This is a genomic window from Bacteroides sp. 43_46, from assembly GCF_001915455.1.
GTDB lineage: Bacteria > Bacteroidota > Bacteroidia > Bacteroidales > Bacteroidaceae > Bacteroides > Bacteroides caccae.
This window is the reverse complement of the sequence record NZ_MNQN01000048.1, coordinates 1-24,882: the sequence shown is the minus strand read 5'-3', so window position 1 is coordinate 24,882 and position 24,882 is coordinate 1. Positions and strand designations below refer to the sequence as shown.

Here is a 24,882-nt window from a genome sequence, read left to right as displayed (position 1 = left end):
TGCTTATATCTATTGGTGAAATGGAGATTATAAAGAATTATTTGAAATATTCGTTATGGCTTGTGTTGACTGTGTTTGTCGCCTTATTCGGGCTTCACTGGCTTCCGGCTATAACGATCGACGGACACACGATGAGGCGCGTCGATATCCTGGGTGACCTCCGTTATCCGGAACCGGAAACGGCAGTAGCCGACTCGGACAGTATTCCCTTGCCTCCTGTCATAAAACCGGCTTTTGTGGATACCTGCCGTGCCGGCATGACTTGCATCGAAGATTATAGTGACTCTACCCAGCGCGGTATGGCTCCTTTTTATGAAGCCCTCGACCGCCTTTCATCTTCCCCTTCTTCTGATTCTAATGCGGATGATAAACTTGTCCGTATCGCTGTATTCGGTGATTCTTTTATAGAAGCGGATATTATGACAGCTGACTTACGTGAAATGTTCCAAAAACGTTTCGGAGGCTGCGGGGTAGGTTTCGTTACAATTACTTCCATGACAAGCGGTTACCGTCCTACGGTGCGGCATACATTCGGCGGTTGGTCCAGTCATTCGGTAATGGATACGGTATACTTCGACCGGAAGAAACAAGGCATCTCCGGCCATTATTTTATTCCTCGCAGCGGGGCGTATGTTGAGTTGCGGGGACAGAATAAATACGCTTCTCTGCTTGATACCTGCCAACAGGCTTCTATCTTCTTCTATAACAGAGATTCCGTGCAACTCTCCGCCCGTGTGAACCGGGGAGAAAGCCGGAGCTATTCTTTAGGTGCTTCCGGCCATCTGCAAAAAATACAGGTGAACGGGCGTATCGGTTCCATACGCTGGTCGGTGGACCGTGCAGATTCTACTCTTTTCTATGGATTGGCAATGGACGGAAAGCAGGGAATCATTCTCGATAACTTCTCGCTGCGCGGCAGTTCGGGTTTGTTCTTGCGTGGCATTCCGAAGCAGATGTTGAGGCAGTTCAACGAGCAACGTCCTTATGATTTGATCATTCTTGAATATGGATTGAATGTAGCTACCGAGCGTGGCCGGAACTATGACAACTATCAAAAAGGATTACTTACGGCTATCAACCATTTGAAAGAATGTTTCCCGCAAGCGGGAATTTTATTGCTGAGTGTCGGCGACCGGGACTATAAAACCGAAACCGGTGATCTCCGTACTATGCCGGGAGTAAAGAACTTGATTCGTTATCAGCAGAATATTGCTGCTGAAAGTGGTATCGCTTTCTGGAATATGTTTGAGGCTATGGGAGGAGAGGGAAGTATGGCGAAACTGGTACACGCCAAACCTTCAATGGCGAACTACGATTATACACATATCAACTTCCGTGGTGGCAAACATCTGGCGGGATTGCTATATGAGACATTGATATACGGTAAGGAACAATACGACAGGAGGCGTGCTTATGAGAAAGAGTAAACACCTGCCCGGTTTCATTCTCATCCTTACGCTTATAGGAATATTGGGCGCCCCCTTCTCTCTTTCGGAGTTGGCGGCACAAGACCGGATTCCCGCCTGCCCCCCTCCCGGAAAGAAACAGAAAACAATCAAACCCTTGAGGGAGATGAACTGGGCGAATGATACTGTCTCTGTACAGTTTTCTTTCCCTGCCGCTTTCCGCGGAATGGGAAGAAATGAGATTGTCGACAGCATTGCTTTATTGACTCCCGTATTTGAACGGCTCCGCCAAGTGCGTGCCGGATTGTCGGAAGATACGGTCCGTATTGTTCATATCGGCGATAGCCATGTGCGTGGACATATCTATCCGCAGACTACGGGTGCCCGATTGATAGAAACATTCGGAGCAGTCTCCTACATAGACAAGGGAGTGAACGGTGCTACTTGCCTTACTTTTACTCATCCGGACCGTATCGCCGAGATTGCCGCCCTGAAACCCGAACTGTTGATTCTCTCTTTCGGCACAAACGAGAGTCACAACCGGCGCTATAATGTCAATGTACATTATAACCAAATGGACGAACTTGTTAATTTATTGCAGGATAGCCTTCCTAACGTATCCATTTTACTGACTACCCCTCCCGGTTCTTACGAAAGTTTCCGGCAACGGCGGAGACGCCGCACTTACGCTGTCAATCCCCGCACGGCAACAGCGTCCGAAACCATTCGGCGTTATGCCAAAGAACACCGTCTGCTGGTATGGGATATGTACGATGTAGTGGGTGGTAAACGTCGTGCTTGTGTCAACTGGACGGAAGCCAAACTGATGCGTCCCGATCACGTGCATTATCTGCCCGAGGGATATATCCTGCAAGGAAATTTATTATACCAGGCCTTAATCAACGCTTATAATGACTATGTTTCCCATTGATATAGATTTCAGCCGGATCAAAGAGGTGCTTACTTATGACCCGCAGGCACCGATGATATTCAGTAGCGGCATCTTCCTTTGGTTGTTTACCGCTTTCCTGGTGGTGTATGTGCTGTTGCAGCATAAACACACTGCCCGCATCCTGTTTGTCACCCTCTTTTCTTATTACTTCTATTATAAGAGTAGCGGCACCTACTTCTTCCTGCTTGCTCTTGTCACGGTTTGCGATTTCTTTTTGGCGCAGCTCATGGCGCGTGCCGAAGGCTATTGGAAGCGTAAAGGGCTGGTAGTTTTGAGTCTTAGTGTCAATCTGGGACTTCTCGCTTATTTCAAATATACGAATTTCCTGGGCGGAGTGATTGCTTCCCTTATGGGAGGGGAGTTTACGGCACTTGATATATTCCTGCCTGTAGGGATCTCATTCTTTACTTTCCAGTCGTTGAGTTATACGATCGACGTTTATCGGAAAGATATAAAACCATTGACAAGTCTGTTGGACTATGCCTTCTATGTGTCTTTCTTCCCGCAATTGGTAGCAGGACCTATCGTTCGTGCCCGCGATTTTATTCCCCAAATCCGGAAACCCCTCTTTGTGTCGCAGGAAATGTTCGGACGGGGAATCTTCCTGATTTTCTCCGGTTTGTTTAAGAAAGCAATCATCTCCGATTATATCAGTGTCAACTTTGTAGAACGTATTTTCGATAATCCGACGCTCTACTCGGGCGTTGAGAACCTTATGGGAGTATATGGATATGCCTTACAAATCTATTGTGACTTCTCAGGATATAGTGACATGGCTATCGGCATTGCCTTATTGCTGGGATTTCATTTCAATCTGAATTTTAATTCTCCTTATAAGTCGGCCTCCATTACAGAATTTTGGCGTCGCTGGCATATCTCTTTATCCAGTTGGCTGAAAGACTACTTGTATATATCATTGGGAGGCAACCGAAAAGGAAAATTCCGTCAGTATCTGAACCTGATAATCACCATGTTTTTGGGTGGATTATGGCATGGGGCTTCCTGGAACTTCGTTCTTTGGGGAACATTTCATGGCATTGCTCTGGCTTTGCATAAAATGTGGATGTCAATCACCGGACGTAAGAAAGGAGAACAGAGTCATGGCTGGCGTCGTGTCTTCGGGGTGATTATTACCTTCCATTTTGTTTGTTTCTGCTGGATCTTCTTTCGTAATGCAGATTTCCAAAATTCAATGGATATGTTAAAACAGATAGTTACTACCTTCCGTCCGCAACTATTCCCGCAACTGCTGGAAGGTTATTGGAAAGTCTTTGCATTAATGTTACTCGGATTCCTGCTTCATTTTGCTCCTGATAGTTGGGAGGATGCAGTCTGTCGAGGTGTTATTCGCCTGCCGTTTGTGGGAAAGGCATTGATGTTGGTAGTGTTGATTTATGTAGTTATTCAAATGAAAAGCTCGGAGATTCAGCCGTTCATTTATTTCCAGTTTTGAAGATTTTAGTGTTGTTTAATTATGTCGGGAAATGTATTTCAATAATATGAAGTATATTTCCCGATTCTTGTTTATGCAGGCTTTTTTCCCTTTCTTTGTAGAAGAAAAATTGATTTTTGTAATAGGAAAGATAAATCGTGAATCTTATGGATAATTCATTCGCTTATCAGCCGGCAACCGAACGTTACGAACGGATGCAGTATAAATATTGTGGTCGGAGTGGTCTGAAACTACCTCTTATTTCTTTAGGATTATGGCATAACTTCGGCAGTGTAGATGACTTCACCATGGCAACCGATATGATAAAGTATGCTTTCGATCACGGTATTACTCATTTCGATTTGGCAAATAACTACGGTCCTGTTCCCGGAAGTGCCGAAACAAACTTCGGGCGGATTCTAAGAGAGAACTTTCAGGGGTATCGCGATGAAATGATTATCTCTTCCAAAGCCGGACATGAAATGTGGGCAGGACCTTATGGCGGTAACAGTTCCCGTAAAAATCTGATGGCAAGTATTGATCAAAGTCTCCGTCGTACAGGATTGGAGTATTTCGATATCTTTTATACTCATCGTTATGACGGAGTCACTCCGGTGGAAGAAACGATTCAGGCATTGATTGATATCGTGAAGCGAGGTAAGGCTCTTTATATCGGAATATCCAAGTATCCTCCCGAACAAGCACGTATTGCTTATGAAATGTTGGCGAAGGCCGGTGTTCCCTGTCTGATTAGCCAATACCGGTATAGTATGTTCGATCGGGCGGTTGAGGCCGAAATCCTTCCATTTGCTGCAGCATCCGGTTCCGGTTTTATCGCCTTCTCTCCTTTGGCGCAGGGATTATTGACGGACAAATACCTGAATGGTATCCCGGAACATTCGCGGGCTGCCCGTTCTTCCGGTTTCCTGCAACGCTCGCAGGTGACACCGGAGAAAATAGAAGCTGCCCGGCAACTGAATGAAATAGCCCATCACCGTGGGCAGACGTTGGCTGAAATGGCGTTGGCATGGGTACTGAGAGATGAACGAATGACGTCGGTGATAGTAGGAGCTAGTTCCGTGAATCAGTTGGCTGATAACCTGAAAGCATTGGAGCATTTGGAGTTTACGTCCGAAGAGTTAGCTGAAATAGAGCAAATATTATCCAGAATGATTTTATAGTAACCGGAAAGGGGGGGCGTAAAGTCTCCCTTTTTTAGTGATGATTTTTTAGTTTGATAGCTTCCTTATTATAGTTGGCCGAATTTATCTAAAGTATTTTTGCAGGTTTTCCGTCAGTCTGCGAATAGCTGTAGTCATGTGTGTATTGACAGTCCTTTCGGATATATCCAGCGCTTCACTGATTTGCTTATAGCTCATGTGGTCTTCTTTTGCCATACAATAAACAATTCTGGTTTTCTCAGGCAGTTGCCGGATAGCTTGCTGCATACATTCTTCCATATCTTTCTTGAGTAACTTTTCTTCCGGCGTGAGGTCGTTTCCCGGTATCTCTATGATGATTTGGTCAATAGAACTTAAGTTATCCTGACGGTTTTTCTCCAAAAATGTGATAGCATGATTCTTGGTTGTTATAAATAAGTAAGAATCCCAATCTTTCACATCCTTCAAGTTCTCACGTTTATGCCATAGAGTGAGAAAGACGTCGGACAGCACATCTTCGGCCGAAGAAGTGGACTGAACGAAATATAATGCAATAGAATAACATTTTTTGAAGTACCGCTTGTACATTTTTTCAAAGCAGGAGGAGTTACCTTCACTAATTTGACTTAATAGATAACTAATGTCATCCTCTTTATGTGGCATATTCAAGAATTTGATTATAAGGTTTTTACAATAAAAAATTATAATGTAGAAGCGTCTATTAACAATATTTATTTGCAAAAGTAACTTTTTATTTGGTTTCAACTACGTATTTTGAATTTTATTTCTGTCTTTATATATAGAAGCGCTTAATAATATTTGTAAAAAGATGAAAGAGAATAGTAGTATATGGGACTTGCTTGCTAAAAGAACTGATCATTCTTTAAGTAAAGAGGAAGCAGAGGCACTGGAGCAGATGTTAAAAGAAGATACTTCTTTGCAGCGTGCTTCTCAGCTGGTGGATGACTCATTGGTGAATATGGATACACGGCAAGTGGAAGAAGTAATGAACCGTACTTGGAGCAAGGTAGAATCCGGTATGAAAGCAAACAGAAAGCCACGATTGAAGTTGATTATCCGTCGTTGTGCCGTGGCAGCCAGTATTGCTGTCCTATGTGTGTTGGGGGGTGTATTGGGTTATCAGCTTTGGGCTAAACCGGATATGCTGATTGTGATGAACCAAGGAAAAGAAGCCTTGCTGTTCACGCTTCCCGATAACTCTAAGGTTTGGCTGGGGGGTGGTTCGAGCTTGAAATACCCTGATAAGTTATCTGCACGTAATCGGGAAGTGTACTTGGACGGTGAAGCCTTCTTTGATGTGAAAAAAGACAATGGAAGAACATTTCAGGTCGTTACGGAGCTTGTAGAAGTAAAGGTGCTCGGAACCCGTTTTGACGTAAGAGTATCGGAAGAGGATAATATGGCAGAAGTAGTCTTGGAATCCGGTTCGGTAAAGTTGAACGAGCGCAACAAGGCAGAAGACGGAGTAATCTTACGACCCGGGGAAATGGGGCGTGTCAGCCGGCAATCCGGTATTGAGGTCCGCCATGTCGACCTTCAACTCTATACTACGTGGAAAGATAAATATATGAATATTGAATCTCAAAAAATGGAAAATGTAATGTTTATGTTGAGTAAACGTTATCATACGGAGATTCGTATTGAAGGTGAGGAATTGAAAGCAGAAATATTCTCAGGGCGTTTTGACATAGACCAATCTCTGGAGAATATTTTTGAGACGATTGATTTGATTACTCCCATTCATTATCAACAGCAACCGGATGGAACCTATTTGGTGACTCCGAAATAAAAAAAAGAAATAGGCAGCCTAATATTATGATAAACTAAAAAATGCTAATCCTAAAAAGAAAGATGATGAACACAACTTGAAAAAGAAAAAGGATCGGAAAATTCCCGTTTTCCAATCCTATCCAGATTAAAATTAACTCTACCAATTATTAATTTTAAATTGCAAATTTATGAAAAATATTTCAATCCCAAAGGGAATGAGAGGTTTTATTTTACCTCTATCCTTTTTGGGGAAGCTAAGACTTTGTACCTGGCAAATATTATTTCTACTGTTTTTTATATCGCTCCAGGCGCAGGCACAACAATCAGATTTGTTGACTCTGAATATGAAAAATGTTACGCTGAAACAGTTTGTAGAAGCGGTTCAGACCCAGAGTGGTTATTCATTTCTTTACAAAGATAATCAACTTAAAACGAATCAGCGAATCACTGTATCCGTTAATAAACAATCAATTAATGTTGCTTTAGAACAGGCTTTTAAGGGAAAAGGAATTTCTTGGAAAATTCAGGGCAAACAGATTCTTTTGTTTCCGGCAAAAGAGGAACAGTCTGTCAATACAAAAAAGTCACGTACCATCAAAGGTAATGTCACCACTACTACCGGTGAGTCGATTCCGGGGGCGAGCGTAAAATTGGCAAATGCTACTACTGGTGTAATTACTGATATTGATGGATTTTACATGATAACAGTTCCTGATAATCAGTCAGAATTGGAATTCCGTTTTATGGGATATGAACCCAGGAATATCAAAGTGGGCAATCAGACTACTATTAATGTCTCTTTGGAAGAAGCTACTTCCAGTTTGGAAGAGGTAGTGGTTGTGGCATACGGTGCTCAGAAGAAAGTGACGATGACCGGATCGGTAGCTTCGGTGAATATAGGAAGCCTGAAAACTCCAGTTGCCAATCTTAGCAATGCTTTGCAAGGTAAGGTTGCAGGTATTATTTCCGTACAGTCCAGTGGTGAACCGGGATATGATAACTCGACCTTTACAATTCGTGGAATCGGTACTTTCACGGGAAATACATCTCCATTGGTAATTGTAGACGGTGTGCAGCGTGACGATGTGAACTCCACTTATGGAGGTGCTTACAACAATATTGACCCGGAAGATATCGTTAGCATCTCTCTCTTGAAAGATGCTTCTGCTACTGCTGTATATGGTGCGAAAGGTGCTAACGGTGTGATGATTATTACTACTAAACGCGGGTCGGTAGGTAAGCCTAAAATCTCCATAAAGGCAGAAACGGGTTTTACCAACTTCACTAAAGTTCCGGAGATGTTGAGTGGTGTTGATTATATGATGTTATATAATGAAAGTCGTCGAAATTCGGGATTGAGTGAGGTATATTCCCGTGAACAGATATTAAAAACCGAGAGCGGACTGGATCCTTACTTATATCCGAATGTGGATTGGATCGATAAGATTTATAAGAATGTTTCATCTGTATCTAATGTCAACCTGAATATTAGTGGTGGTAGCGACTTGGTTCGATACTACTTGTCCGCTTCTTTCTATAACCAGGGAGGACAATATAATGTAAAGAAGGAAAACGGGTATGACCCGAACCTGAATTATAAGCGTTATGATTTCCGTAGTAACGTAGACGTGAACATTACAAAAACTACTTTATTACAGATGAACCTGTCGGCTATTATGACAGATTCGCGTTATCCGGGTATCGCTTCTAACAAACTATGGTATGAAGCTTTCTCAACTTCACCGGTTGCTTTTCCTGTTCGCTATCCGGACGGGCGTTGGGCAGGTCCTCCGGCCAATGCTGGTTCCAATCCGATGAACGAAGTGCAGAACAGCGGGTACACTGATACTTTCCGTCCGGCTTTGCAATCGGTATTTACCGTCAACCAAAAATTAGATTTCATAACCAAAGGACTTTCGGCTTATGCTCGTTTCTCTTTTGACAGTTATAGTGAGTTCAATAATAAGCGTACCGGAGGGGTAGACTTATGGTATACCAACCAGCGTGACGGAAACGGAGAACTAGTCTTTGGTAAACCGATCAAGGAAGGTTCTGATGAACTTTATTATGAACATAGCGATACGGGAGAAAGAGTTATTTATACTGAAGCCAATATCTCATATGATCGCACTTTCGGTCATCATAACGTAAATGGAATGGTGCTTTATAATATGCGTAACCGTATGATTGCTACTGCCGGAAGTGCCATTGCTTCTATTCCATATCGTAATCAGGCGATTGCTGCCCGTTTCGGCTACGGATATAAAGAACGCTATTTAGCAGAGGTGAACGGTTCTTACACCGGTTCGGAGAACTTTGCTCCCGGACATCGTTTCGGTTTCTTCCCGGCTGCTTCTGTGGGTTGGGTCATTTCAAACGAACCGTTTTTCAAGAATATGACTCGTACGGTAGACTTGTTGAAATTGCGTGCTTCTTATGGTATCGTAGGTAATGATAACATTGGTGGTACAGGAGACCGTTTTGCTTATTTTACTCAGTTCGGAAGCGGAAACAGCTATGGATTCGGACCGAACGGAAATCTCGTATACGGTATTAGAGAGACGCTGCTGGGGTCGGACAAACTGACTTGGGAGAAATCTTATAAGACAAATATTGGTTTGGAAATGATGCTTTGGGGTAAATTGAACTTGACATTGGATTATTATTGGGAAAGACGTAAGGATATTCTGATTCAACGTTCTTCTTTGCCGAGCATGGCAGGCTTTGACGCCTCTATCTATGCCAATATGGGTGAAATGGATAATAAAGGAGTAGATGCGAATTTGGAATACCAGACCCGTATCGGTAACAAAGTAGGGTTGCGTTTATTTGGTAATCTGACTTATAGCAAGAATAAGATTGTGTTCCGTGACGAACCGGCTATGCAATACGCTTATCAAAAGAGTGAAGGTACCCGTTATGGCGAGTTCTATGGATATATAGCCGAAGGTTATTTCCAGAGTGAGGAAGAAATCAAAAAGAGTCCGAGACAGATGCGTGAACTGGCACCTGGTGACATCAAGTATAAAGACTTGAACGATGATGGTGTGATTGACGCTAATGACCAATGTTATTTGGGCAAGTCCTGGTTCCCTTCTTGGTCATACGGTATGGGCTTTAATATCAACTATCATAACTTTGACTTGGCTCTCTTCTTCCAGGGAGTGTCGGATGTATCTATTATGGCCAATGGTGGTTCTATTGATACCGGCAACGGTGACTGGGGAGCAAGTGGAGTCGGTATTGTACCTTTCACCGGCATGGGACTGAATCCCAGCAATGTCATCACCAAAGCATTAGATCGCTGGACGGCGGACAATCCTCGTGCAGATGCATGGTATCCGCGTATGACAGCTAATGCAACAACAAATGACAACAACTATGTGAATAGTACGCATTGGTTGAAAGATGGCAGTTATCTGCGTTTGAAACAAGCCTCGCTCGGATATACGCTTGAGAACAAGAAACTAATGGATAAAGGAATAGAATACCTTTATTTCTATCTGTCCGGACAAAACTTGCTGACATTCTCTAAATTCAAGTTATGGGATCCGGAACTTGGTTCTAATGGGGCAAAGTATCCGTTATCGCGTATGGTGACATTGGGAATGAGAGTTTCGTTTTAATCTAATAAAGCAATGAAAACAATGAAAAAAATATTTAGCCGTATATTGGCTGTCGGGCTGTTGTCCGCCGGCATTATAGGAGTCTCTTCTTGTGATTATTTGGACCAGAAACCGGAGAACCTGAAAACTACGGATATGATTTGGGAAACCCGTGTGGAGGCGGAAGCTTATTTATATAACATTTACGGATATATTTGGCTGTCTACTGATGATCCGGTTGTGTTCGGTTTTGCTGATGAAACCTCCTGTGTCTTTTCTAATACGAATGTCCGTAATATGGTAGAAGGCAACTGGGGACCTTCCAATACATTGGGTGATAATAAATGGAGTGCTGCTTATCGAGGTATTCAGAAAGCGCTTGTATTCGAGCAAAACATCGACCGTGTTCCGGAAGGTGTGTTAAGTACTGATTTGAAGACTCAGTATAAGGCGGAATCACGTTTCTTGCGTGGTTGGTTCTATTGGAATCTGTTGCGTCTGTATGGACCGTTTGTTATTTTCGAGAAACCTGTCGAGCAAGACGAAGATTTCAATAATTATGTTCGCCGTCCATTTGACGAATGTGTGGAGTATGTCTGTGGCTTGATGGAATCAACATTGAATGTACTGCCGGATGTATGGACCTCAACAGCTTATCTGGGACGTCCTACGAGGGGGGCTGCTTTGGCGGTGATTTCACAAGCTCGTTTGTTGGCAGCCAGTGAACTCTGGAATGGAAATCCCCGTTTCAAGGATTTCAAGAATAAGGACGGAGAATTGTTGGCACCACAGACCAAAGATCAGGAAAAGTGGCGAATTGCTGCTGAAGCCGCCGAAGATGTGATTGATCTAGGCATTTATCATCTTTATCACAATACAGAAAGCGGTGATAGAGAATTTGACCCGTATCTGTCTTTCCGCGAACTGTTCATGTCCGGCAATCATGCTGAAGTTATATTTGCTACTCATAAATCTGGAGACTGGCAGTGGGGATATGATAAACGTTGTAACCCGAAGAATGGCGGATATAGCATGCAGAATGCAACGCAGAATATCGTAGATGCTTTTTTGACTCGTGACGGACTGGATATCAATGATGACGAGAATTATTCGGAAGAAGGATTTGCGCAGAAAGATGATCCGGACGAATACGGAAAAGTCCGTAATGAGATTAACCGGGGATACCGTAAAGGAGAATCGAATATGTACGTTGATCGTGAACCTCGTTTCTATGCTTCCGTACATTATAACGGACGTCCGGTGCTCTCTGCCATAACTGTTGACGACCGCAATTATTTTTCTTCCGACAAGAATAAAGATGGATTCGGAAGAGCTGAATATTACTATTCCGGTTCATCGGGAGCGGGAACGCAGATGACCGACTTCACCGGGTATAATGTAGCCAAGAAAGTAAGTACCTCTTCCAGTATCCGTAACGATCAGGCAGTATACCGCCCGTATATTCATATTCGTTATGCCGAAATATTATTGAACTATATGGAAGCGATGAACGAATACAATCCGGAAGATCCCAAGATTATCACTTATTTTAATGAGATTCGTGAACGTGCCGGTATTCCGAATATTACGGTTACCTATCCTCAGGATTTGGGTGATAAAGAAAAAATGCGTGAATGGATTCTTCGCGAACGTCAGATTGAACTGGCATTTGAAGGCGACCGTTTCTGGACGCTTGCGCGCCGGTTACTTTATGAGAAAGAAGAGAATCGCAAGATTTATCGTATGAATGTACTTGCTGACGATCAGGGACAAGGATTTGCTTTTGAAGGTTTCTATGAACGCAAGTTGTTGCAGACCAGATATTGGGATAATAAGATGTATTTGTACCCGATTGCTCAGACAGAGATTGACCGTGGACGTGGCTTGGTTCAGAATCCGGGTTGGTAGAATTTTCCTGAAAAATATAAAACTAATAAGATAGCATAATGAAAACAATTTCATACTATATATCTATGGTTGTTATTTTGGCAGCAACCATTTTCACCGGCTGTACGGACGATGATGAAAAGTCGTTGTCACCTCGTGCCGGAGAACTTTCTATCTATGATTTTGCTCCGAATACAGGAAAAGGAGGTACGCAGTTATTGATAAACGGTGAACAGTTTCCTTTGGATGCAACTTCTATCAGTGTGAGTATTAATGAAGTACAATTATCTATTCTGCGTTCCAATGAAGAGCAGTTATTGGTGGAAGTTCCGGATAATGAAGCAATAGGAACGGCTCCTATTGTCATTAAGACAAATGGGAAGACAACTCAGTCGGAAGTGAACTTTATTTTCCAGAAAACAGCCATTACGGGTTACTCTCCTGCTTATGGAAAGGTTGGGACAAAAGTACGTATCTATGTAGAGAACTTACCGACGGAAATCAAGAATCCGTCCGCTACCTACAATGGGCTAGCTGCTGATTGTACAGTTGAAGAAGGATATTTCCTGGTGACTATTCCGGAAACAGACTTCGGATCATATCCTATTGTAATCAGTTTTAACGGAAGAACTCTTACTACGGGAGATTTTGAATATAAAGAACTCGTGTTCGAGCGTACAGTTACCACTCTGCCGGGAAGTTCCGAATTTAATATTATGTGTGCGGATTGGGAATACCGCCGGGGCGGTATCGCAGCCGATGACAATGGAAATGTTTATTTGACGGATATAGGTAATTTGCGCGTACGTAAAATCGCTTCTGACGGCACTGTCACAGAAATGGCGGGTACAGGTACGGCAGATGATGTAGACTGGGGAATTAATTGGCGGTATGATAATGGAGGTACAGGTTCGTACAATGCAGTGGTACGTCCTACTGACTTAAAGGTTGATAACAAAGGTAATATGTACATTTGTGACGATTGGACTGGGGCAACCGTATGTTTCGAGCCTGATGGAAAAGCATTGTATTTGGGTTATCAGGCAGCCATTAGTTTGGCCATTGATGAAGCAAGCAATCGTCTTTACAGTATGAAGTCAAACGGAGATATTTTGCTCAAAGACTTGAACGATTATGGAGGTGACCCGGCAAGTGTGGGCAACTTGATTATTGCCGGTGCGGGTGCTGGAAATTGTGGAGGTATGGATATTGATAAACGTACGGGTGATCTCTATATTACCAATATCGGAACTAACCAGATTATTAAATATGTCAAGGATCGTTGGGATACACCTATTGTAATAGCTGGTACCGGCAAAAGCGGATATGCTGATGGTCCGGTTAATGAAGCGACCTTTACTTCTCCGTGGGGAATAGCAGTTACGGCAGACGGTAATATCTTGGTAGCAGGTAATGGTACAGCAGAAGCTTCGACAGTTAGTGCCGACCAAAGTATTCGGTATATAGACCAGAAAACGGGAATGGTTACCACATTTGCCGGTTCCGGAACTTCCGGAAATACGGATAGCAGCTTTGAAGTGCTTTCTTATGCAGGTGTCAATTCAGCGCTTGAAAGCCTGCCAGCCGCCTTTGGTGCGCCTTCTTCTGTCTGTGTCGATAAGGACGGTACGGTATATGTATTAGACCGGCGGAATAATTGTGTAAAGAAAATAACAACCGTAGAAAAATGATAAGTCTTATGAAACTGAACACTATTCAATATATAATTTTGATTTTACTGATAGGCAGTGTAAATCTATTTAGCAGTTGTAAAGACGATGACGGGCACGATGCTGGTAGTCCGGTAGTTGTGAATCGTTTTTATCCGACTAGCGGTAGTGCCGGAACGGAAATTCTGATTACCGGAAAGAATTTTTCTGAGAATCCGGAAGATATCTCGGTAACTTTAGGAAACATTCCTTTGAAAGTGCTTAATTGCAGTATGAACAACATTCTGGCTATCGTCCCTCCTAAATTGGGGGACGGAGAGCTTACTATTACTATTGCCAACCGGGAACCCGTTCGTACTATCGAGAAGTTTACTTATTCATTCTCTGCGGTAGTCACTACGTTGGCAGGTAGTGCCAATGGCGAACCGGGATATCAGGATGGAGTTGGAAGTGAGGCACTGTTTTTCTTTGACGCTGCCAAAGCAGAGCCGGCTGAAGACTGGAAGAAAGGTTCTGTTTGCGTAGATGATGACGGAAATGTGTATGTAGGCGACTGCGTCAACTACTGTGTCCGTAAGATTACTCCTGACGGAACTGTCACGACTTTGGCAGGACTGGCCGGAAATAAAGGTTGCATTGACGGAACAGGAGTACAGGCACGCTTTAACGGACTTTACGGAATGGATTGCGATGCGGAAGGAAATATAATTCTGACCGATGTGTTCGAATGGAAAATCAGGAAAATAACACCTGAAGGAGTGACAACTACACTTGGAGAAACAGACTTTGAACCTTGGTTCCTGACCGTAGATAAACGCAATGGAGATATTTTTGTATCGTCCAGTAGTGGTATTTACAAATGGACGGCAGAGGGATCTACCCAGATAACTACCGGTAATTTTAGAGGGATTGTTGTGGATAAGGAAGGTAATTTGTATGCAGCCGACCAGATTCTGAATGGCATTGTAAAATTCAAAGCTGGTACTTGGGAAGCAGAGAATTTGATAGGTAAAGGAACATCGGGCTATCTGAACGGATCTTTTGAGGATGCACTCTTTACATTCCCGTCTGATTTAGCTATTGATTCGAACGGTGATATCTACGTAGCTGGTAATGGTGCGTGGGACGGTGGAGAGAATCTTGACCAAAGTATTCGCCTGCTCGATATGACAAACAGAGTGGTACGCTTGGTTGCAGGTGGTACTCAGGCAGGATATGTGGATGCTAATGCCGGCTCTGCCGCTTTCTCAGGACCTCAGGACCTTGCCGTAGATAAAAATGGTGTGATTTATGTCTACGATAAGAAAAATAATGTGATAAGGAAGATAGTTTATGAATAATTAAGGGGGAATGAGGCGGGGAGGAGTGCTTCTGCATCTTTAAGCCGCCTCTTCTGTTTTTCAGTTTTTAATAGGGTATTTAAAAGAAGTACAAATGAGAAAGAAAATGATTCTATTGGCTCTTACCTTGTTCATCGGGCTTAGCGCGTGTGGCAATGATGATAAGGAACTACCGGATGAACCGGGAAAAGAACAAGGTGGAAATGGAGGGGATGAACCGGAAAATCCTGATAACCCTTCCGGCAATGAACCGGTAAGCTGGTATGTGGCTACCACAGGCAACGATGGAAACAGTGGTACTCTGGACAGTCCTCTGAAAAGTATTTCAAAGGCATTGTTGCGTGTCAATCCCGGTGATACGATTTTTCTCCGGGAGGGTGCATACCATGAGTTTGTCACTCCTACTCGTTCAGGGGAAAAAGGTAAACTGATAACATTAAAAAGTTATCCGGGCGAAACTGCTAAGATTGATGGGACCGGAATGACGATCAAAGGTTGGTTCAGTGCATTGGTGCAACTGAAAAGTGTCCAATATATGACTTTTGAAAACCTGCATATCTGCAATGCTACGAATTCGGATGTTAATACCGACCCGGAAGGGGTATATATCAATGGAGTGTCAAGAGACATCACTTTCCGTAACTGTAAGGTTTATAATATAAAAAGTACTTGTCTTGCAGGACATAACAACGGTGACTGGCGTAGTGCGCATGCGTTTCTAGTCATAGGAGATGATAACGGCACACCGATACGTAATCTGACAATTGAAAAATGCGAAATCTACGATATGCATACCGGAACCAGTGAAACGCTGACTATTGCCGGGAATGTTGACGGTTTTACCATACAGGATTGCGAAGTACATGATGTCGAGAATATCGGTATTATTGTGGCCGGAGGAGACAACTTGAATGCAGGTGGTAATATATCCGTAAATTATGCGCGTAACGGAGTGGTGAGACGAAACAAGGTATATCGGTGCTCTCATCAGGTCTCAAAGGATTTTTGGGAAGGTGTTTATAATAATCCTGCCGCTTATGGGGCGATTGGAATCTATGTTTGCGGAGGTGCAAGTACTATTATCGAGCAGAATATCGTGTGGGAATGTGACCGTGCTATCGGTTTGGTTAGCGAGAGTAATGTGCTGGCTACCAAAGATTGTATTGTGCGTAATAATTTTGTTTACAACAACTATCGTACGGGAATTTACCTGGGCGATTATATCGGATACACGGTAGGAGGTACGTCCGGATGTTATGTTGTAAATAACACGCTCTATCACAATAACCTGGTTGGCGGTGCGTTGAACGGAAGCAATAATTCGGAAAATATCAATGATGAAAAGGATAGCGAGGGTGAGATTCGCCTGGCTGAGAATTGTACTAATAATACAATAATGAACAACCTCATTTATGCTGTGACCGATAGGGATATTTTTGTCCGTAAATATACCCGGTCCGGTAGCAAGAACAAAATCGGCTACAATCTCTATTATTCTCCGACTTCTGCCAATCACAAGTGGTTTTGGGATGGTGTAGAATATACGAATTTCTCTTCATGGCAGAAAGCCAGCGGAGATGAGAACTCGCTTTATAATGTCGATCCGAAATTGGTGAGCCTTGACATATCCGCTCCTGATTTGCACTTACAATCAGGATCGCCCGCTAAGAACGCCGGTTATTTCATTGCCGCCTATTTCGTAGGTAGCTATGATATTGATGGTAATGCACGTTACAATGGAACAAATATCAGCATAGGAGCCGATCAGTAATAAAACAGATTATAGATTAAATTCAAAGATATTCAATTAAAGCCAAATAGAAATGAGAAAAAGTTTTTGTTCGCTCATAAGCTTTCTTCTATTTAGCTTGTTAGCATGCGGAGCTGCTTCTGCCCATTGGTATGTGGCTCCGACTGGTAATGATGCGAATAATGGAAGTAAAAGAAAACCTTTAAAAACAATAGCCGCAGCACTGCAGCGTGTCAATCCCGGCGATACCGTTTTCTTGCGGGAGGGATCATACGGAGAGTTTGTCGTTCCGACACGTTCGGGAAAGCCCGGCAAGATGATAACGTTGAAAAGTTATCCCGGTGAAACTGCTAAAATAGACGGTTCCGACCTGTATATCAAAGGATGGGGCAATGCACTGGTACAGGTCAATAATATAGACTATATGCAATTTGAGAACTTGCATATCTGCCATGCCCACGATTCGGAGAACAACACAGATCCGGAAGGAATTTATATAACCGGAACGTCCGGTAACATAACATTCCGGGGATGCAAAGTATATGATATAAAGAATGACTGCCCGTTAGTTGACACAAAAGGTGACTGGCGCAGCGCGCACGCAATTCTGGTCTTAGGTACGGATGACAACACGCCAATTCGCAACCTGCTGATAGAGAAGTGTGAAATCTTCGAAATTCATAGCGGCACAAGTGAAGCCTTTACATTGGCAGGCAATGTGGTCGACTTCACCATTCAGGACAATGAAGTACACGATGTGGAGAATATCGGTATCATCATTGCGGGAGGAGATAATCTGAACCCCAAAGGCGATATTTCGGTCAATTATGCACGCAACGGGGTAGTGCGTCGCAATAAAGTATACCGTTGTACACACGAAAAATCGCAGGACTATTGGAGCCAGTCCGTATCCAATGGCGGCGCGATCGGTATATACCTGTGCGGCAACGGAAACACGATTGTAGAGCAGAATGAGGTTTTCGAATGTGACCGTGGTATCGGGCTTTGCAGTGAAAGTTACAAGTTGCAGACCAAGGACTGTATCGTACGTGATAATTTTGTGTACAACAACTTCCGTACCGGTATCTATATGGGAGCTTATCTCGGTTTCGACGGACTAAGTACCAAAAACTGTTATGTTGTGAACAACACTCTGTTCAATAACAACCTCAAAGGCGGCCAACTGGACGGCACGAACAATTATCTCAAAGTGAATGATCGGGATAACAGCAGCGAAGGGGAAATCCGTCTTTCCGAGTTGTGTGAAGGGAATGTAATCGCCAATAATATCATTTATGCCGTATCCGACCGGGATATCTTTATCCGCAAATACACGACTTCGGGAAAGAATAATTATATCGGTGGCAATATCTATTTCTCACCCACGAAGAAGAACCATAAATGGATATGGGATGGTAAGGAGTACACCGACTTTTCCGCCTGGCAGGCTGTAAGTGGTGATAAGACATCAGTGTTCGATGTAGATCCACTATTGAAAAGTACCCGGCTACAACAACCTGACTTACATTTGAAATCCTCTTCGCCGGCGATAGGGACAGGACTCATATTTCAGGGCTATGTCCGGGGAATGTTCGACATTGACGGCGATAAGCGTTGTGATAATCATCGTATTAACATAGGTGCAGATCAATAAAGTGTCCGCCTTTTCACTAGTTTAAATATACAAACCATGAAAATACTAAAACAATTCTTTTCTGTTCTTTTCGTGCTGCTGTGTGTAGTAGGCACTGGCTATGCCGCTACGTTCGATGGCGTACGCGAACTTGTGTCCCGCCGTGCCCCATGGCTGGGAAAACATATTCAATTCAAGGAAATTGCGTCTTCGGACGGTGATTGTTTCATATTGCAGACTGTCGGCAAGAAATTGGTGGTACAGGCCACGGGAGCAAATGCGGCGGCAGTCGGTGTCAACTGGTATCTGAAATATTATTGCCACCGCAGTATGTCTCATCTAGGTGACCAGCTCGCCCCCGTTACTGAGCTTCCGGTCATCGGACAACCTGTAACAGTCAAAACCACATCTATATATCGCTATGCGCTGAACTACTGTACTTTCAATTATACCATGAGCTTTTATGACTGGGACGACTGGCAATGGGAACTTGACTGGATGGCACTCAACGGCGTGAACCTGATGCTTGTAGCCAACGGCTCGGAAGCTGTATGGCAAAACACGCTCCGCCGGATGAACTACTCGGAAAAAGAGATTGCCGATTTTATCACCGGACCGGCTTATAATGCCTGGTGGCTAATGGGAAATATCGAAGGTTGGGGTGGCCCTATGCCTCAGTCACAGATAGACAGCCGGAAGAAACTGGTGCAGAAAATGCTGAAGCGTATGAAGGCATTGGGGATTGAGCCGTTAATGCCCGGATTCTACGGAATGGTGCCGAGCAACCTGAAAAACAAGAGTAAGGCGCATATCATTCCGCAAGGAACTTGGGGTGCTTTCACCCGCCCGGATATTCTGGATCCTATGGACCCGGAGTTCGATCGTGTTGCAGCCATCTTTTATGACGAAACCCGCCGTTTGTACGGTTCGGACATTCGTTTCTTCTCCGGCGACCCTTTTCATGAGGGAGGAGCTACGGACGGCGTAGCGCTGGGAGATGCAGGACGAGCTATACAAAAAACGATGCAGAAACATTTTCCCGGATCTATCTGGGTGTTGCAAGGCTGGCAGGACAACCCGAAGCCGGGTTTGCTGGAAAAGCTGGATAAACGCTATGTATTGGTTCAGGAATTGTTCGGGGAGAATACCAATAACTGGGAAACTCGTAAAGGCTACGAAGGAACGCCTTTCATTTGGGCTACTGTTACAAATTTCGGCGAACGTCCCGGTATCAACGGAAAATTACAACGTTTTGCCGATGAAGTTTACCGTGCCTCGAATAGCGAATATGCGAAGTATATGAAAGGGGTAGGTATCTTGCCCGAAGGTATAAACAACAATCCTGTTACGTATGAATTGTTACTTGAACTGGTGTGGCACAAAGACCGGGTGGATGTAGACCAATGGATAGAATCTTATGTTACGGCCCGTTACGGACGTATCACCGATGAAATACGGACTGCCTGGAAGATGATGTTGAAATCTATTTATAGCAGTGAAGTCGGTTATCAGGAAGGACCGCCCGAAAACATCCTGTGCGCACGTCCCGCACTTGAACTCAAATCGGTTTCCTCTTGGGGTAGACTGGCTAAGAAGTATGATAGAGATCTTTACAAGAAAGCAGCGTCCCTTTTTGCCAAGGCAATGCCGGAATTTAATGAGGTTCGTACCTATCGCATTGATCTGATACACTTCCTGAGACAAGTCATTGCCAATGAAGCTGATTCGGTGTTCTATGATATGATAACTGCCTATCAAGAGAAAAAAGTTGAGAAATTTGAGCAGGAAGTTTCCAAATTCCTGATGATGATCGATACCGAAAATGAGTTGTTGGCACAGGACCCATTTTTCCGTCTGAGCACTTGGCAGCAACAGGCCAAAGATGCAGGAAATACGGCCGCAGAGAAAAAGAACAACTTCCACAACCTGATGATGCTTATTACCTATTGGGGAGAACATGTGACATCGGAAGACAATTTGCATGACTATGCCTATAAAGAATGGGCCGGCATGATGAACACCTATTATAAGGAGCGTTGGCTCGTTTACTTCGATTACTTGCGTGCGTTGCTTCGCGGAGAGGAAGCGAAAGCGCCCGATTATTTCCATTGGGAACGCGAATGGGTGGAAAAGAATTTGCACATGGCGGACGATGCGCCACGAATGTCTTTGGAAGAAATTATAAATAAGGTCACTGACAGGTAATATTGTTTTATGTAAAAAGAATGAAAGTTATGAACAGGATATTTATCAGTTTAATGATTACCCTTCTGCTTGTAGGCTTTTCCGGTTGCGGGCAGAAGAAAAGCACCATGCATCCCCTTGTGGTGGCTACTCCGGAACGTCCTTCAGGGCAGGAGGACGTCATTCAACTAACTGCTCCCAAGATGGACACGGTACGCGTGGGATTTATCGGACTGGGGATGCGTGGTCCGGGAGCTGTTGTCCGTTTTACACATATTCCGGGTATCCAAATCAAGGCTTTGTGTGATATACGTCAGGAATGTGTGGAAAAAGCCCAGAACATTCTCAAGGAAGCCGGTTTGCCGGAGGCTATGACCTATTACGGTGATGAGAACTCCTGGAAACAGTTGTGTGAAAGGGATGATATTGACCTTGTGTATGTGGCTACTGACTGGAAACACCATGCGGAAATGGGAGTGTATGCTATGGAACATGGCAAACACGTAGCTATCGAAGTTCCCGCCGCCATGACATTGGAGGAGATTTGGAGTTTGATAAATACTTCCGAAAGAACCCGCAAACACTGTATGCAACTGGAAAACTGTGTATATGATTTCTTTGAACTGACAACATTGAACATGGCACAGCAAGGAGTTTTCGGCGAGATTCTGCACGTTGAGGGCGCTTATATTCATAATTTGGAAGATTATTGGTCTTCTTACTGGAATAATTGGCGTATGGATTATAATCGCAACAATCGTGGGGATGTCTATGCGACGCATGGCATTGGCCCGGCTTGCCAACTACTCAATATTCATCGGGGAGACAGGATGAAGACATTGGTGGCTGTGGATACAAAGGCGGTTAACGGACCGGCATATATCCGGAAAACCACGGGCGAAGAAGTAAAAGATTTCCAGAACGGTGACCAGACAACTACTGTCATTCGTACGGAAAACGGTAAGACAATGCTCATCCAGCATAACGTAATGACGCCACGCCCGTATAGCCGGATGTATCAACTGGTCGGCACTGACGGATATGCCAGCAAATATCCGGTGGAGGAATATTGCCTGCGCCCCGAACAGGTAGATACGAATGTTGTTGCCAACCATGAAAACCTGAATGCGCACGGTTCTTTGCCCGAAGATGTGAAACGGGAATTGATGAACAAATATAAGCATCCGATTCATCAGGAACTGGAAGAAACAGCCAAAAAGGTAGGCGGCCATGGTGGTATGGATTATATCATGGATTATCGTCTGGTGTATTGTCTGCGCAACGGATTACCGTTGGATATGGATGTGTATGATCTCGCTGAGTGGTGTTGCATGGCTGAGTTGACTCGCCTCTCTTTGGAAAATGGTTCGGCTCCGGTGGCTGTTCCCGACTTTACCCGTGGAGGCTGGAATAAGGTAAGTAAATTCCGGCATGCATTTGTACAATAGGTATAGAAATAAAAATATAACAATCATCTATTATGAATAAAGGACAAAGGCTTTATAAGTTCATACTTGGTTTGCTCATGCCGTTTCTGTTTTTGGCTTGCTCCTCTAAAGAGCGTATTAAGATAGACGGCGGAACTTTCAATGTTGACGGTAAGGATGTGCAGTTGATTTGTGGCGAGATGCACTACGCCCGTATTCCTCACGAATATTGGCGCGACCGTTTGAAAAGGGCACGTGCCATGGGATTGAATACAATATCAGTCTATGTGTTCTGGAACTTTCACGAACGACAGCCCGGTGAGTTTGATTTCAGCGGGCAGGCGGATGTTGCCGAATTTGTACGTCTGGCACAGGAGGAAGGCTTGTATGTGATTCTCCGTCCGGGTCCGTATGCTTGTGCTGAGTGGGACTTCGGCGGTTATCCTTCCTGGTTGTTGAAAGAAAAGGACATGGTCTACCGCAGCAAAGATCTCCGCTTCCTGGAGTATTGCGAACGTTATATAAAAGCGCTTGGCAAACAACTGGCCCCGTTGACGGTCAATAACGGCGGAAACATATTAATGGTGCAGGTAGAAAACGAGTACGGTTCGTATGCGGCGGATAAAGAATATCTGGCAGCTCTCCGCGATATGATAAAAGATGCCGGATTCAATGTTCCGCTATTTACTTGCGACGGTGGCGGGCAGGTTGAGGCCGGACACATCGACGGTGCATTGCCGACATTGAACGGAGTGTTCAGCGAAGATATCTTTAAGATCATCGATAAATATCATCCGGGCGGTCCGTATTTTGTGGCGGAATTTTATCCGGCCTGGTTCGATGTATGGGGACAGCGCCATTCGACAGTCGACTATAAACGCCCTGCCGAGCAACTCGATTGGATGTTGGGACAAGGCGTATCCGTTAGTATGTATATGTTCCACGGAGGAACAAATTTCTGGTACATGAATGGTGCCAATACGGCTGGAGGATATCGTCCGCAGCCCACCAGCTATGATTATGACGCGCCTCTGGGTGAATGGGGAAACTGTTACCCGAAATATTATGCTTTCAGGGAAGTCATTCAGAAGCATCTGCCTCATGGAACCGTATTGCCCGAGGTTCCCGCCGACAATCCGACAACAACCTTCGCAACGATTGAACTGAAAGAAAGTGCTCCTTTGCAGGCTGCTTTTCACCAGACTACCGAATCGGAAAATGTCCTTTCAATGGAAGATCTGGGAGTCGACTTCGGTTACATACACTATCAGACTACCATAAACAAGGCAGGCAAACAGAAACTTATTATACAGGATTTGCGTGATTATGCCGTAATTCTGGTTGACGGAAAGCAAGTGGCAAGTCTGGATCGCCGTTACAATCAGAATAATGTAATGCTGGATATACAGAAAGCTCCTGCTACTCTGGAGATACTGGTAGAAAATACAGGACGTGTTAATTATGGTCCCGATATTTTGTTCAACCGGAAAGGAATTACGAACCAGGTGCTGTGTGGAGATGAAAAGTTGACAGGTTGGTCTATCACTCCTCTGCCGCTTTATAAAGAGAAAGTTTCGGAAATGAACTTTGGCGAAAGTATCCAGGGAAAACCTGCTTTCCATAAGGGAATATTTACCGTTCGGCAGAAAGGCGACTGTTTCGTTGATATGAGCCGTTGGGGGAAAGGGGCTGTCTGGGTAAATGGTAAATCGCTCGGGCGTTTTTGGAATATCGGTCCTCAACAGACTTTATATCTGCCTGCCCCATGGTTGAAAGAAGGGGAGAATGAGATTGTCGTTTTTGAAATGGAAGATACCGGAAACCGTGTTCTGCAAGGACTGGACCGGCCGATTCTCGACAGCCTCGGTGTAGACAAGAATTATCAGAAGGGACAGCTTCGTGTGGTTACGGGTACTCCTACGCTCGACGAAGGGGATATCATTCTGAAAGCTACTTTGAAAGAAATGAACGAGTGGCAACAGTTCGATTTCCCTGTTGCTGCAACCTTCCGTCATTTTTGCATCGAGACTCTTTCCTCGTATACGGATGACAATCAGGCTTGTATCTCGGAAGTGGAATTGCTGGATGATAAAGGTCAGGTGATTGATAAAACGAAATGGAAAGTTGTCTATGTAGACAGTGAACTGGCGGACCAGAATCTGGGAGTAGGGGAGAACTTATACGACGGAGATGTTTCGTCCTTCTGGCATACGGACCCGACAGCGAAAGCTTCTCATCCGCATCAGATCATAATTGATATGCAGGAGATATATAAAGTTACTGCTTTCCGGGTGAAAGTGCGCGAAGGCTCATTCTTATCCGGTAAAGTAAAAGAGTTCCAATTATATACCCGTCCGCAGTTCTTCCTGTTTCATTGATAAGATAAATCAGGGAGATACGTCAAAAAACTAAGTAATGTTTTACCGTAGGGATGTGGTTTGCCTGTCTGAAGATAATTTGTTATATGTCTTCAGGCAGGTATCTTCCTGTCCCTTACGGTAGATCTTTTTTTGGGGATGGCATCTCTCTTAAAATCTATAAGCTGAATAACTTGAACTTAGGTTTCTACCAGAAAAGATTTTTCAGTTTCATATCTCATATTCTCATGTTTTTTGTATAACTAATTTGTTTTCAATTAATTAATT

The 24,882-nt window shown here is 44.0% G+C and carries 15 protein-coding genes; 14 read left to right on the top strand and 1 reads right to left on the bottom strand.

All coding sequences use genetic code 11. The features are described 5' to 3' along the window. Window positions 1-20 precede the first annotated feature (20 nt). The 4 genes from BHV72_RS05345 to BHV72_RS05330 all read left to right on the top strand — a co-directional run bounded on the left by BHV72_RS05345 (window position 21) and on the right by BHV72_RS05330 (window position 4,971). Entirely contained in the window at window positions 21-1,427 is a 1,407-nt protein-coding gene (locus tag BHV72_RS05345) for an SGNH/GDSL hydrolase family protein (protein ID WP_286855035.1), read from the top strand. Continuing rightward, entirely contained in the window at window positions 1,414-2,337 is a 924-nt protein-coding gene (locus tag BHV72_RS05340) for an SGNH/GDSL hydrolase family protein (protein ID WP_055173847.1), read from the top strand. The genes BHV72_RS05345 and BHV72_RS05340 overlap by 14 nt, the downstream gene beginning before the upstream one ends. Further along, entirely contained in the window at window positions 2,324-3,811 is a 1,488-nt protein-coding gene (locus tag BHV72_RS05335; RefSeq protein WP_032855011.1) for an MBOAT family O-acyltransferase, read from the top strand. Before BHV72_RS05340 ends, BHV72_RS05335 begins: the two co-directional genes overlap by 14 nt. A gap of 146 nt (window positions 3,812-3,957) precedes the next feature. Further along, the gene (locus BHV72_RS05330) at window positions 3,958-4,971 is read left to right on the top strand and encodes an aldo/keto reductase (protein WP_286855029.1); all 1,014 of its coding nucleotides are present in this window, start codon (window positions 3,958-3,960) and stop codon (window positions 4,969-4,971) included. A gap of 84 nt (window positions 4,972-5,055) precedes the next feature. Here the strand turns inward: BHV72_RS05330 and BHV72_RS05325 are convergent, their stop codons facing one another. Continuing rightward, complete coding sequence (locus tag BHV72_RS05325) at window positions 5,056-5,613, bottom strand: RNA polymerase sigma factor (protein WP_005675467.1); 558 nt, start codon at window positions 5,611-5,613, stop codon at window positions 5,056-5,058. 166 nt (window positions 5,614-5,779) lie between these two features. Here BHV72_RS05325 and BHV72_RS05320 point away from each other — a divergent pair, with 166 nt between their 5' ends. The 10 genes from BHV72_RS05320 to BHV72_RS05275 all read left to right on the top strand — a co-directional run bounded on the left by BHV72_RS05320 (window position 5,780) and on the right by BHV72_RS05275 (window position 24,615). Continuing rightward, window positions 5,780-6,760, top strand: a complete 981-nt coding sequence (locus BHV72_RS05320; RefSeq protein WP_005675468.1) for a FecR family protein — start codon at window positions 5,780-5,782, stop codon at window positions 6,758-6,760. 325 nt (window positions 6,761-7,085) lie between these two features. Beyond that, window positions 7,086-10,367, top strand: a complete 3,282-nt coding sequence (locus BHV72_RS05315) for a TonB-dependent receptor (protein WP_229093633.1) — start codon at window positions 7,086-7,088, stop codon at window positions 10,365-10,367. A gap of 21 nt (window positions 10,368-10,388) precedes the next feature. After that, on the top strand, window positions 10,389-12,254 hold the full coding sequence (locus tag BHV72_RS05310; protein ID WP_286855028.1) for a RagB/SusD family nutrient uptake outer membrane protein: 1,866 nt from the start codon (window positions 10,389-10,391) through the stop codon (window positions 12,252-12,254). A 38-nt stretch (window positions 12,255-12,292) separates the two neighbouring features. Further along, complete coding sequence (locus BHV72_RS05305; RefSeq protein ID WP_122295631.1) at window positions 12,293-13,924, top strand: IPT/TIG domain-containing protein; 1,632 nt, start codon at window positions 12,293-12,295, stop codon at window positions 13,922-13,924. An 8-nt stretch (window positions 13,925-13,932) separates the two neighbouring features. Then, entirely contained in the window at window positions 13,933-15,243 is a 1,311-nt protein-coding gene (locus BHV72_RS05300; protein WP_022042961.1) for an IPT/TIG domain-containing protein, read from the top strand. 94 nt (window positions 15,244-15,337) lie between these two features. Continuing rightward, window positions 15,338-17,014 (top strand): right-handed parallel beta-helix repeat-containing protein, encoded by a 1,677-nt coding sequence (locus BHV72_RS05295; RefSeq protein ID WP_022042962.1) that lies wholly within the window; start codon window positions 15,338-15,340, stop codon window positions 17,012-17,014. Window positions 17,015-17,066: 52 nt separating this feature from the next. Continuing rightward, window positions 17,067-18,647 (top strand): right-handed parallel beta-helix repeat-containing protein, encoded by a 1,581-nt coding sequence (locus BHV72_RS05290; RefSeq protein ID WP_286855027.1) that lies wholly within the window; start codon window positions 17,067-17,069, stop codon window positions 18,645-18,647. Between the two features lie 36 nt (window positions 18,648-18,683). Next, window positions 18,684-20,831, top strand: a complete 2,148-nt coding sequence (locus tag BHV72_RS05285) for an alpha-N-acetylglucosaminidase (protein ID WP_286855026.1) — start codon at window positions 18,684-18,686, stop codon at window positions 20,829-20,831. A 107-nt stretch (window positions 20,832-20,938) separates the two neighbouring features. Beyond that, window positions 20,939-22,258, top strand: coding sequence for a Gfo/Idh/MocA family protein (locus BHV72_RS05280; protein ID WP_369894403.1), 1,320 nt, complete (start codon window positions 20,939-20,941; stop codon window positions 22,256-22,258). 32 nt (window positions 22,259-22,290) lie between these two features. Continuing rightward, window positions 22,291-24,615 (top strand): beta-galactosidase, encoded by a 2,325-nt coding sequence (locus tag BHV72_RS05275; RefSeq protein ID WP_286855025.1) that lies wholly within the window; start codon window positions 22,291-22,293, stop codon window positions 24,613-24,615. Window positions 24,616-24,882 lie beyond the last annotated feature (267 nt).

Excerpts from the sequence above, each read along its gene's own strand:
- BHV72_RS05345 (WP_286855035.1), top strand. The coding sequence starts at position 21 with ATGGAGATTATAAAGAATTATTTGAAATATTCGTTATGGCTTGTGTTG.
- BHV72_RS05290 (WP_286855027.1), top strand. The coding sequence starts at position 17,067 with ATGAGAAAAAGTTTTTGTTCGCTCATAAGCTTTCTTCTATTTAGCTTG.
- BHV72_RS05305 (WP_122295631.1), top strand. The coding sequence starts at position 12,293 with ATGAAAACAATTTCATACTATATATCTATGGTTGTTATTTTGGCAGCA.
- BHV72_RS05285 (WP_286855026.1), top strand. The coding sequence starts at position 18,684 with ATGAAAATACTAAAACAATTCTTTTCTGTTCTTTTCGTGCTGCTGTGT.
- BHV72_RS05310 (WP_286855028.1), top strand. The coding sequence starts at position 10,389 with ATGAAAAAAATATTTAGCCGTATATTGGCTGTCGGGCTGTTGTCCGCC.
- BHV72_RS05280 (WP_369894403.1), top strand. The coding sequence starts at position 20,939 with ATGCATCCCCTTGTGGTGGCTACTCCGGAACGTCCTTCAGGGCAGGAG.
- BHV72_RS05300 (WP_022042961.1), top strand. The coding sequence starts at position 13,933 with ATGAAACTGAACACTATTCAATATATAATTTTGATTTTACTGATAGGC.
- BHV72_RS05295 (WP_022042962.1), top strand. The coding sequence starts at position 15,338 with ATGAGAAAGAAAATGATTCTATTGGCTCTTACCTTGTTCATCGGGCTT.
- BHV72_RS05340 (WP_055173847.1), top strand. The coding sequence starts at position 1,414 with ATGAGAAAGAGTAAACACCTGCCCGGTTTCATTCTCATCCTTACGCTT.
- BHV72_RS05325 (WP_005675467.1), bottom strand. The coding sequence starts at position 5,613 with ATGCCACATAAAGAGGATGACATTAGTTATCTATTAAGTCAAATTAGT.
- BHV72_RS05320 (WP_005675468.1), top strand. The coding sequence starts at position 5,780 with ATGAAAGAGAATAGTAGTATATGGGACTTGCTTGCTAAAAGAACTGAT.
- BHV72_RS05315 (WP_229093633.1), top strand. The coding sequence starts at position 7,086 with ATGAAAAATGTTACGCTGAAACAGTTTGTAGAAGCGGTTCAGACCCAG.
- BHV72_RS05335 (WP_032855011.1), top strand. The coding sequence starts at position 2,324 with ATGTTTCCCATTGATATAGATTTCAGCCGGATCAAAGAGGTGCTTACT.
- BHV72_RS05275 (WP_286855025.1), top strand. The coding sequence starts at position 22,291 with ATGAATAAAGGACAAAGGCTTTATAAGTTCATACTTGGTTTGCTCATG.
- BHV72_RS05330 (WP_286855029.1), top strand. The coding sequence starts at position 3,958 with ATGGATAATTCATTCGCTTATCAGCCGGCAACCGAACGTTACGAACGG.